Annotated in this window: 7 protein-coding genes; all 7 read left to right on the top strand. The window is 34.4% G+C overall.

The genetic code is table 11. From position 1 onward, the window contains the following. The first annotated feature begins 311 nt into the window (after positions 1 to 311). The 7 genes from HMPREF9018_RS07030 to HMPREF9018_RS07000 all read left to right on the top strand — a co-directional run bounded on the left by HMPREF9018_RS07030 (position 312) and on the right by HMPREF9018_RS07000 (position 10,463). A complete protein-coding gene (locus HMPREF9018_RS07030; RefSeq protein ID WP_008449853.1) occupies positions 312 to 779 on the top strand; it encodes a DUF4494 domain-containing protein in 468 nt (155 codons plus the stop codon). A 34-nt stretch (positions 780 to 813) separates the two neighbouring features. Beyond that, positions 814 to 1,485 carry a YggS family pyridoxal phosphate-dependent enzyme gene (locus HMPREF9018_RS07025; RefSeq protein ID WP_008449857.1) on the top strand — a complete coding sequence of 224 codons (672 nt, stop codon included), beginning with the start codon at positions 814 to 816 and terminating at the stop codon, positions 1,483 to 1,485. A gap of 90 nt (positions 1,486 to 1,575) precedes the next feature. Next, positions 1,576 to 2,745: a replication initiation protein gene (locus HMPREF9018_RS07020; protein WP_008449865.1), complete on the top strand. Its 1,170-nt coding sequence runs from the start codon at positions 1,576 to 1,578 to the stop codon at positions 2,743 to 2,745. 207 nt (positions 2,746 to 2,952) lie between these two features. Then, positions 2,953 to 3,837 (top strand): ACP S-malonyltransferase, encoded by an 885-nt coding sequence (fabD, locus tag HMPREF9018_RS07015; protein ID WP_008449859.1) that lies wholly within the window; start codon positions 2,953 to 2,955, stop codon positions 3,835 to 3,837. A gap of 150 nt (positions 3,838 to 3,987) precedes the next feature. After that, a complete protein-coding gene (locus HMPREF9018_RS07010) occupies positions 3,988 to 5,652 on the top strand; it encodes an alpha-amylase family glycosyl hydrolase (RefSeq protein ID WP_008449854.1) in 1,665 nt (554 codons plus the stop codon). Between the two features lie 730 nt (positions 5,653 to 6,382). Further along, positions 6,383 to 8,383: an ABC-F family ATP-binding cassette domain-containing protein gene (locus HMPREF9018_RS07005; RefSeq protein ID WP_008449861.1), complete on the top strand. Its 2,001-nt coding sequence runs from the start codon at positions 6,383 to 6,385 to the stop codon at positions 8,381 to 8,383. Positions 8,384 to 8,429: 46 nt separating this feature from the next. Continuing rightward, positions 8,430 to 10,463 (top strand): M13 family metallopeptidase, encoded by a 2,034-nt coding sequence (locus HMPREF9018_RS07000; protein ID WP_008449864.1) that lies wholly within the window; start codon positions 8,430 to 8,432, stop codon positions 10,461 to 10,463. The last annotated feature ends 360 nt before the right edge of the window (positions 10,464 to 10,823 follow it).

Below are 10,823 nucleotides of genomic sequence, written 5' to 3'. Positions count from 1 at the left end.
TTAGTAATATATTATGAAGAGCTTTTATCTATGGTATATAAAATATTTAAAGTTTTGGGACTTCAGTTTGTTTTCTTTAGAAAAAGGAAGTTGTTCTTTTACAAGTATTCTTTAACGTTTTAATAATTTGTTTTTTAAGATTTATTCTTTAATAAGTTATGTCAGTAAATATTTAAGTATTGTTTTTCTCTATATATAAAACATTGCACTTATATATTGAAAGTTTATAATATTTTTACTACTTTTGCATAGTTATCTATATTATTAGAGATAGATAATTTTCTGAATAACTGAACAAAAGAAATAAAATAATGAGGATAAGAACAGCGAAATGGTTTGAGATAAGAGTGAGATATGATAAGACTATGGAAGATGGTCAAAATAAGAAAGTAATAGAGCAGTATGTGGTAGATGCTTATACATTTTCTGAAGCAGAAGCTGAAATAACAAAGGAAATGTCTCATTATATCAGTGGTGAGTTTGAGATAAAAGCAATTACCCCAGCTGTTTACAGTGAAGTGTTTTTTTGCGATAGTGATAATGCGGATAAATGGTTTAAAGCAAAGATAGCATTTATAACGCTTGATGAAAAAACAGAAAAAGAGAAACGTATTATTTCTACACGTCTTGTTCAAGCAGGAAATGTTAATGGTGCAGTGAAGAATGTAGAAGATGTTATGAACGGAGGGCTATCAGACTATTCTATAGTATCAATTACAGAAACTAAGATTATGGATGTTTTTGAGCATCAGAATATAAGTAACATATCAGAATCGTAATTTAACGAATAGCACTATTTTTAGAAAGAGGAGTATGTATGATGTAGTAGACAATTTACATAGCGTACTAAGGGAACTGCCTAATGGTGTTAAACTAATAGCTGTAAGTAAGTATCACCCTATAGAATATATAGAGGCAGCATACGCTGAAGGACAACGCGCTTTTGGAGAAAGCTTAGTGCAGGAGCTATCTAAAAAAGTAACGTCTTTGCCTAAAGATATAGAGTGGCATTTTATAGGTCATTTGCAAACTAATAAGGTAAAATATATAGTACCTTATATATCAATGATAGAAGCTGTCGATTCGGTTAAACTTCTTCGTGAAATAGAAAAGCAAGCATCTAAGTATAATCGTGTAATAAAGGTTTTGTTAGAGCTTCATATAGCAAAAGAAGAAAGTAAATATGGTTTTTCTTTTGAGGATTGTAGAGCTTTTATTGATAGTGGCGAATGGAGAAACATGTCTCATGTATGTATTTCAGGCCTGATGATGATGGCTTCTAATGTATCAGATAAGGAACAGGTACGAAAAGAAATGTTATCTGCATCTATATTTTTTGATGAAATAAAAAAGAAATATTTTTCGGATAAGGCATCTTTTAAGGAACGTTCATGGGGAATGAGTCAAGATTATGATGTTGCTGTGAGCTGTAATTCAACGATGGTGCGTATAGGGACAAAGATTTTTGGTCCTCGTTTATATTAAATGTAATATAAGTAAATTTTATTTTTAAGTGTCCATAGTAAATATTATAAAAATATATTATCTTTGTACTCTTGAAGCTATTTTTTAAGCATGGTAAAGACAAAGGACGCAAGTAGTAGTGGCAAGACATCTACAAAGAAGCCAGTAACAAAAAAGAGAGGTGCTAAAGCTAAGAAAGCACCTATAAAACGTACTATATCAGATGCTCTTATCCCTATAAAGGATGAGACATGGCTTATACAGCCCATTGCAGTAACGATGATGCGTTATGATTATTCGCTTATTCAGGTGCGAATACTTGTTTCTATAGTTGAAAATTTACAAGCTATTTTGCTTGGTATTTTAAATAATAAGCAGAGTGCACAGCTTGATCTGTTTCAGACAAAAGAATTAGATGAAGATGGACGTATGCCTATTAAATTGCCTTTTAAAGAATTAGGGGTTGATCCAAATCATTATCCAGAGCTTCGCACATCTTTAAAAATGTTAGCGTCTTTACCTGTAGAAATTCCTTATAAGACTTCAGAAGGTAGGAAATATACCAAATATACTAACCTTTGTGATGTTTATATTCCTCAAGATCGTTCATATAATAAGTATGCTATTTTAAAACTTAATCGTGCAGTTGCAGAGCGATTGGTATCTTTAGATTTGGGTTATCATCGTTTAGGAAAGCAGATAGTTTTTGCTTGTAAGAATAAATACACTCAGCGTATTTATATGTTTATAGAGTCATGGGTTAATAAAGGGCGTACAGTTATAAAAACAATAGACTTTCGTAAGATGCTTCGTTTAGAAGATAATTATAAGAAGTTTTCTGATTTTTGTCGTCGTGTTCTTGAGCCTGCTATGGCAGAGCTTAAAGATATGGCAGCTAAGGGATATTGTGATTGTTACTTTGAATATGAAAAGAAATATGATCATGGTCAGCGTGGAGGAGAGCCTGATGAGCTTATTTTTACTATATTTAAGGCAAATAATAATGTATCAGAGCAATTGGCAGCTATGTCTGAAGCTCAGCGTAGCCAGTTTAAATCAATGCTATTGAAATATTTTGAATTTGATGCTGAGCGTGCGCAACAGCTTGCTCTTCGTATAAATGCAGAATCATACCAAGAGGTTATTAGTAAGCTAATTGATCTTCGTGAGCGTTTTCGTAATACATATATTAAAGATAAGGCTGCTTATACTTATAAAAGTTTAGATGAATTGTTAAAGCAAAAAGAAAGTGTAGCCTCTGAAGCTGTTGTAGTAGAATAAAAATAGTATTTAGCAGGGATATAGTATATCTATAATATATTATTATATTTGGCAGCTTGCGATTTGTTGTTTATTTTAGCATATATTAAACACCTAAATATATAAGTTATTTTATATAAGATGGATATTTTACCATTTTATTTTTCTAACTTTGTACACATTAATAGTGTTTAATTATAAATAAATATAAATAATAGATAAGTAGAAATGAAAGCATTTGTATTTCCTGGTCAAGGCTCACAATTTGTGGGTATGGGTAAAAATCTTTATGATAGTAATGAGTTAGCAAAAGAGCTATTTGATAAAGCTGATAGTATTTTAGGCTTTAAAATAACAGATGTAATGTTCACAGGTACTGATGAACAGTTAAAGGAAACAAAGGTTACGCAGCCAGCTGTGTTTTTACATAGTGTTATTTCTGCATTATGTCAGGGCAAAGAGCTTAAGCCAGATATGGTAGCAGGCCATTCTTTAGGTGAATTTTCAGCTCTTGTGTTTTCTGGTGCTTTAAGTTTTGAAGATGGATTAAAGCTTGTAGCTGCTCGTGCAAATGCGATGCAGAAGGCTTGCGAGCAAAATCCAGGTACTATGGCAGCAATTATAGGTTTATCTGATGATAAGGTTGTAGAGATATGCAAGAAGGTAAGTAGTGAAGGTAAGGTGGTAGTAGCTGCTAATTTTAATTGTCCTGGTCAGTTGGTTATTTCAGGTAGTACCGATGGTATAAAAGAAGCTTGTGAATTATTAAAGTCTGCTGGTGCTAAGCGTGCATTGCCTTTAAAGGTTGGGGGTGCTTTCCATTCTCCATTAATGGATATTGCTAAGCATGAGCTTCAAGTAGCCATAGAAGCAACTAATTTTAATACGCCTAAATGTCCTGTTTATCAGAATGTAGATGCTTGTGCACATACAGACGCTGCAGATATAAAACTTAATTTGATAGCACAGCTCACATCAAGTGTCCGTTGGACAGAAAGTGTACAGAACATGATAGCCGCAGGTGCTACGGAGTTTATAGAGTGTGGTCCAGGAACAGCTTTGCAAGGTATGATAGGTCGTATTAATAAAAGTGTAACAGCACGTAGTTTGTAAGTTTTTTTTAAGATATTTGTTAGAGGGGTTATCTTTTTTAGTATTAAAACCATATTATTTGTTGTTTATGCTAATGGTTTTAATCCTAAATACTTACGATAACTCCTTATTGTTTTATAATGTCATTAAGGCATTTTAAGTTTTTAAATAATGGTAATATATCAAATCTTTACTCGTACCTTTGGTAATAAGCATGTAGCTTGCAAAGAGAATGGTTCTATACAAGAAAATGGCGTAGGAAAGATGAAAGATCTTTCCACAAAAATACTTCAAAAGATACAGCAAAGTGGTTTTACGCATGTATGGTTTACTGGTATTATTCGTCATGCAACAACAACAGATTATTCTATGTTTGGTATTCCTAAGCAGCATGCACAAGTAGTAAAGGGGAAGGCAGGCTCACCTTATGCTATAACCGATTATTATGATATTGATCCAGATATAGCTACAGATGTGCCACATAGAATGGAGGAGTTCGAGTCTTTAATTAAGCGAACTCATGATCAAGGTCTAAAGGTAATTATAGATTTTGTACCTAACCATGTAGCACGTGAATATAAAAGTATAGCTAAGCCTAAAAATGTTTGCGATTTGGGGGCTGATGACAACATACATAAGCATTTTGATGCACAAAATAATTTTTATTATTGTCCAGAGGTTGCTTTAGATCTATCTGCTATTAATGTTTCAGATACTGGAGAAACTTATTATGAATATCCAGCAAAGTGTACTGGAAACGATTGCTTTAAGTCTAATCCGGGACAGAACGATTGGTATGAAACGGTAAAATTAAATTATGGTGTTGATTATTGTGACTTAGGAGGTCGTAGCGAACATTTTAATCCTGTACCATCTACATGGAAGAAGATGACAAAAGTTCTTATGTTTTGGGCTGCAAAAGGAATAGATGGTTTTCGTTGTGATATGGCAGAGATGGTACCTACAGCATTTTGGAAATATGCAATATTTAGGGTAAAAAGATATTTTCCATATATCAAATTTATAGGTGAAGTCTATAATCCAGAGTTATACAGAGAGTATATTAAGGCTGGTTTTAATTATTTATATGATAAGGTGGGAATGTATGATACTCTTCGTGGGGTAATATGTGGATATAAGCCAGCTGCAGATATTACTAAGGCATGGCAAGCTGTAGATGATATTCGTTCTCATATGTTGTATTTTTTAGAAAATCATGATGAACAGCGTATTGCTTCTGATTTTTTTGCAGGAGAAGGACGTAAAGGTATTCCTGCTTTGATAGTTTTTGCCCTTTTTCAGTCGAATCCTATTATGATATATTCCGGACAAGAATTTGGTGAAAAAGGAATGGAAAAGGAAGGATTTTCAGGAGTTGATGGGAGGTCTACTATATTTGATTATTGGAGTACTTCTACTATACGTAAAGCCTTTTATAATGTAGGCAGATTATCCACAAAACAGAGATATCTTCGAGATATATATTATAAAATACTTTGTTTAAGAGAAGAGGCATCTATATCTGGGGGATTAACTTATGATTTGATGTATGCAAATTTTAATAAATCTACATTTGATACCAGCAAGCAATTTGCATTTATGCGTGGTCAAGGTAAGGAACGTTTATTGATAGTTGCTAATTTTGACGATAAAGCATCTACTATATCTGTAACAATTCCTGAACATGCGATGAAATTTTTAAAGATAAAACGAGATTATTATCTTTTGACAGATCTTCTAACAGGTGAACAGATTGATGCTATTATATCGCCTAATGGAGAAGTAAGAATGCATATAGAGGGTAATAGTGGAAGAGTATGGAAGTTTGAAGTATAAAGTATAATGCCTTGGATATATATGAAGACATAGTATATTTATATAAGAGTTGTTTTCTTAACATGTAAAAATAATATTTTTAATACAGTTTAGTATATTATAAAATGCTATTTTTAGTGGGTTAAGAAGTGGAAAATATTAAGATAAGAAGCAAAATGTTTTATTATTTGCAAGATAGGTTGATTTATGTCAATAAATAGCGGCTTCGATGTAAAATATCATAGAAATATTTGTTAGGTATTGTTGAAGGTCGTAACTTTGCATTGCAATTAAGAGATACACACTAGCTTGCTAGTTATAGATAATATTCAAATAGATATTTATTCTAGGTAATCAAGATTGCTCAGGATTATAGAAAATTGTTTAGGTTAGTAATAGATTTAGGTTTTTAGTTATATTTTAGGTAAAGATTGTAGAGAATTAGCGTCGTGAGACGGTAGTTTATCGGAGATAACGGTGGGGCAGTTGCTCAGCCGTTTTTTCTTTTTATATAAGTTATAATTCTTCTTATGTATATTTGTGGGATAGGGGGAATTATGTAATATTATAGCTTAGCAAATCTAAAAAGAAATAAATTTTTATTTAAAGCTTTCCTTAGATTAGTTTTAAATACCAAAAATCAAAAGAAAATATTTTACATTAGTACGAGTTTTAGAAAATATTTTGTATGTATAAAGAAATATTTTTTTATCTTTGTAACTTATATTATTTATAAGAAGCGGGAAGATATATGATATCTATAGAGAAGTTGAAGGTAGAGTTTGGCGTTAAGCCATTGTTTGATGATGTATCGTTTGTTATCAATGCTAATGATCGTATAGCGTTGGTAGGTAAAAACGGTGCAGGCAAATCTACTATGCTTAAGATATTAAGTGGGCTGCAAGTGCCCACTTCGGGGAAGGTATCTATTCCTAATGATATAAAGGTGGGATATTTACCTCAGGTAATGAACTTGTCTGACGATACTACATTGCGTGAGGAGACTCGTAAGGCTTTTTCTGATAATACGAGGTTAGCTCATAAGATAGAGAAGTTACAAAAAGAGCTTGAGACGCGTACCGATTATCAGAGCGATAGTTATACCGACTTGTTAAATAGGTTTACCTTAGAGCATGAGCGTTATAACATGATGGGGGGCGAAAGTTATGAAGCAGAGATGGAGCGTACACTTGTGGGTTTAGGCTTTGTGCGTAGCGATTTCGACCGTCCTACAAAAGAGTTTTCTGGTGGTTGGCGTATGCGTATAGAGTTAGCAAAGATATTGTTAAGTGCTCCTGATGTGTTATTGCTCGATGAGCCTACTAACCATTTAGATATAGAGTCTATAGGGTGGTTAGAAGAGTTTTTAGTGCAGAGTGGTAAGGCTGTTGTGTTAGTATCTCATGACAGAGCCTTTATTAATAATGTAACCAATCGGACGATAGAGATAACCTGTGGTCATGTGGAGGACTATAAGGTAAAGTACGATGAGTATTTAGTACTTCGTAAAGAGCGTCGTGAGCAACAAATGAGAGCTTATGAAAACCAGCAAAAGGAGATAGCCGATATAAAGGCTTTTGTAGATCGTTTCCGTTATCAAGCTACTAAAGCGGTGCAGGTGCAGCAGCGTTTACGACAGTTAGAAAAGATAGTTCCAATAGAGATAGACGAGGTAGACAATTCTGCCATGCATTTAAAGTTTCCTCCTTGTCTTCGCTCGGGCGATTATCCTGTAATAGCTTCAGAGCTATCTAAGAGCTATGGTGAAAAGGTAGTGCTTCGTGGTGTGGATCTTACAGTAAAGCGAGGTGAGAAGGTGGCTTTTGTGGGTAAAAATGGTGAAGGAAAGTCTACGTTGGTTAAGTGTATCATGGGCGAGATACCTTTTGAGGGTAATCTAAAAGTGGGTCATAACGTTCATATAGGTTATTTTGCACAGAATCAGGCGCAGCTATTAGATGAGAATATTACAATCTTTGACACAATAGATAGTGTTGCCAAAGGTGAGATGCGTTTACGGGTAAACGATCTTTTAGGTGCTTTTATGTTTGGTGGTGAGACATCTGATAAATATGTCAAAGTGCTCTCTGGCGGCGAGCGTTCACGCTTAGCAATGATAAAGCTTTTATTAGAGCCTGTAAACTTGCTTATATTAGACGAGCCTACTAATCATCTTGATATAGCATCTAAAGAGGTATTAAAAGAGGCAATTAAGGCTTTTGACGGTACAGCTATTATAGTATCTCACGACCGTGAGTTTTTAGATGGTTTAGTGAGCAAGGTCTATGAGTTTGGAGCAGGTAAGGTACGTGAACATATTGGTGGTATTTACGACTATCTTCGCTATCATAATGCTGTGAGCATAGAGCAGGCTGTGAGTAATGGTAAGATAGTGAAAGATGAAAAGAAGCCTGATGTTTCTGTTAAGGAAAAGCTCGTTAAGCCAGATGATAGCTTATCTAAAGACACTCTGGAAGACAGCAAGGCATTATATGCTAAGCGAAAAGAGTTGCAGAAAAGGATAAAGAAAGCAGAGCGAGTAGTAGAACTTTTGGAAAAGAAGATAGATAGTTTAGAGGCTCGTAAGAAGGAGCTTGATGCTATGCTTATGCAGGAAGAAAATGCGTCTAATATGGATCTTGTAAACGAATATACTATTTTACAGCAAAATATAGATGCGGAGAACGATAATTGGCTTAAGAATAGCGAAATATTGGAAGAGCTTAAAAAGGAGGGGCTTAAGCTGTTATAAAAAAAATATATATTACAATATTAAATATTAAAAACGAAAAGAAAACATGCAAATTAAACAAATTTTACCTACGATGATGTTATTATCAGCTCCTGTGGTATCTTTTGCTCAAGGAGCAGCAGGTATCAAGGCAGAGAATTTAGATAGGTCGGTTAATCCAGCTACCGACTTTTATCAGTTTGCTACAGGTGGTTGGCAAAAGCTACATCCGCTTCCTGCAGCCTATTCACGTTATGGTTCTTTTGATTTACTTCAAGAAAACAATAATAAGCGTATAAACAGTATTCTTACAAGTCTGCTTAAATCTAAGAACAAGAAAGGTAGTGTAGAGCAGAAATTAGGCGACTTCTATAGACTTGCAACTGACTCTGTTCGTCGCAACAAAGAAGGGATAGCTCCTGTAAAGCCTTTGTTAGATGAGATGGAGCAAGCTAAGAGTATAGCCGACCTTAATGCTCTTCGTAAGAAATATGCTATTTTTGGTTATGGCGAAGTGGCAGGTACATTTTTTGGAGCAGATGAAAAGAATGCTACACAGAATATCTTTAATGTTTATCAAGGTGGGTTAACACTGGGACAGAAGGAATATTACCTCGATAATGATAAAGCTACAACTGACATTCGTAATGCATACAAGAGGCATATTGTAAATATGTTTAAGCTTTTTGGCTTTACCACACAGCAAGCAGAGCAGAAACGTGATGCTATTATTCGTTTTGAGACTATGTTAGCTTTAGTTTCTAAGAATAGAACAGAACTTCGTGACCCAGAGGCTAATTACAATAAGATGACTTTAAAGGAGTTTGAACAAAAATATCCTAACCTCGATATAGAGGCTATGGCAAATGCCAGCGGTATAAAGAGCGAATATATACAAACAATGGTGGTAGGTCAGCCAAAGTTTTTAGAAGGCTTGGATAAGATAATAGCTACACAAGAGGTAGAAGAGCTGCGTGCTCGAATGGAATGGGACGTTATAATGTCTTCGGCTAACTATTTGAGTGATGATATTCGTGCAGAATATTTTAATTTCTTTAGTAAGACAATGCGTGGGGCTAAGGAGGACTTTCCGCGTTGGAAGCGTGCAACCTTACAGATAGAAAACCTGATGGGCGAGGCGCTTGGTCGCATATATTGTAAGCGTTATTTTACAGCTTCGAGCAAGCAGCGTATGATAAACCTTATTAACAACCTAAAGTCTGCACTCTCTGATCGTATTAACGCACAAGATTGGATGTCGGAACAGACAAAGAAAGCAGCACAAGAAAAACTTGCAACTTTTTACGTTAAAGTGGGCTACCCTGATAAATGGAAGGACATCTCTGCATTAGTTATAGACCCTACAATGTCTTATTATGACAATGTGCTTGCTGCACGTGCTTTCTGGGCTAAGCAAGAGATAAAGGAAAAGGCAGGAAAGCCAGTAGATAGAGATGAATGGGGCATGACGCCACAGACAGTTAATGCTTATTATAATCCAACTACTAATGAGATATGTTTCCCTGCAGGTATTTTGCAATATCCTTTCTTTGATGCTAAGGCTGATGATGCTTTCAATTATGGTGCTATTGGCGTAGTAATAGGTCATGAGATGACACACGGATTTGATGACCAGGGGCGTAAGTACGATAAGAATGGTAATATGAGCGATTGGTGGACAGATGCTGATAGCAAGAAGTTTGATGAGCGTACAGGTAAGTATGCTGATTTCTTTAGTGCTATAAAGGTACTTCCAGACCTTAATGCAAATGGTAAGTTTACACTTGGAGAAAATCTTGCCGATCATGGAGGTTTGCAGGTAGCTTATGCTGGACTTCAAAAGGTAAGCAAAACAAAGAGATTAAAAAATCTTCTTGGCTTCACTCCTGAGCAGCGTTTCTTTTTAGCATACGCAGGAGTATGGGCTAATAATATCACAGAAGCAGAGATACGTAATCGTGTAAAGAGCGATCCTCACTCATTGGGTAAGTGGCGTGTAAATGGGGCTCTTCCACATATAGATGAATGGTATAAAGCTTTTAATGTAAAGTCTACCGATAAGATGTATCTTCCTGAAAATGAGCGTTTGAAGCTTTGGTAAGCTAAAACATATTATTTGAAAATAATAAATGAGGCACATTAGTATAAAAAACAATGTGCCTTATTTTTTTATGTCAACTTGTTTATAGATAGAATCTTCATAACAGTATATATAAAAGGCATATATACAAGAAAGTAGTAGCTTATAGTGATGATAAACAAAGACTTTTGTGATAAATAAAAACAGTCGTTGGTAGAAGGATAAAGAATGTATAAGGACTAAAAATAAATTATTTTTAGTCCATTTTTAATTTATTTTTGTGTTAAAAATAAATTATTTTTATTTTAAGTAGGTGTTATTTCCCCCTTTTATATATGATGTATCTTAACCCTAAAACTTATTGTTTCTTTTTAATAGTGT

Source organism: Prevotella amnii CRIS 21A-A, from assembly GCF_000177355.1.
Classification (GTDB): Bacteria; Bacteroidota; Bacteroidia; order Bacteroidales; family Bacteroidaceae; genus Prevotella; species Prevotella amnii.
This window is presented reverse-complemented; position numbering and strand designations above follow the sequence as displayed.

Coding starts and splice junctions, on each gene's coding strand:
- HMPREF9018_RS07030 (WP_008449853.1), top strand. CDS start 312: ATGAGGATAAGAACAGCGAAATGGTTTGAGATAAGAGTGAGATATGAT.
- HMPREF9018_RS07025 (WP_008449857.1), top strand. CDS start 814: ATGTATGATGTAGTAGACAATTTACATAGCGTACTAAGGGAACTGCCT.
- HMPREF9018_RS07020 (WP_008449865.1), top strand. CDS start 1,576: ATGGTAAAGACAAAGGACGCAAGTAGTAGTGGCAAGACATCTACAAAG.
- fabD (WP_008449859.1), top strand. CDS start 2,953: ATGAAAGCATTTGTATTTCCTGGTCAAGGCTCACAATTTGTGGGTATG.
- HMPREF9018_RS07010 (WP_008449854.1), top strand. CDS start 3,988: ATGGTAATATATCAAATCTTTACTCGTACCTTTGGTAATAAGCATGTA.
- HMPREF9018_RS07005 (WP_008449861.1), top strand. CDS start 6,383: ATGATATCTATAGAGAAGTTGAAGGTAGAGTTTGGCGTTAAGCCATTG.
- HMPREF9018_RS07000 (WP_008449864.1), top strand. CDS start 8,430: ATGCAAATTAAACAAATTTTACCTACGATGATGTTATTATCAGCTCCT.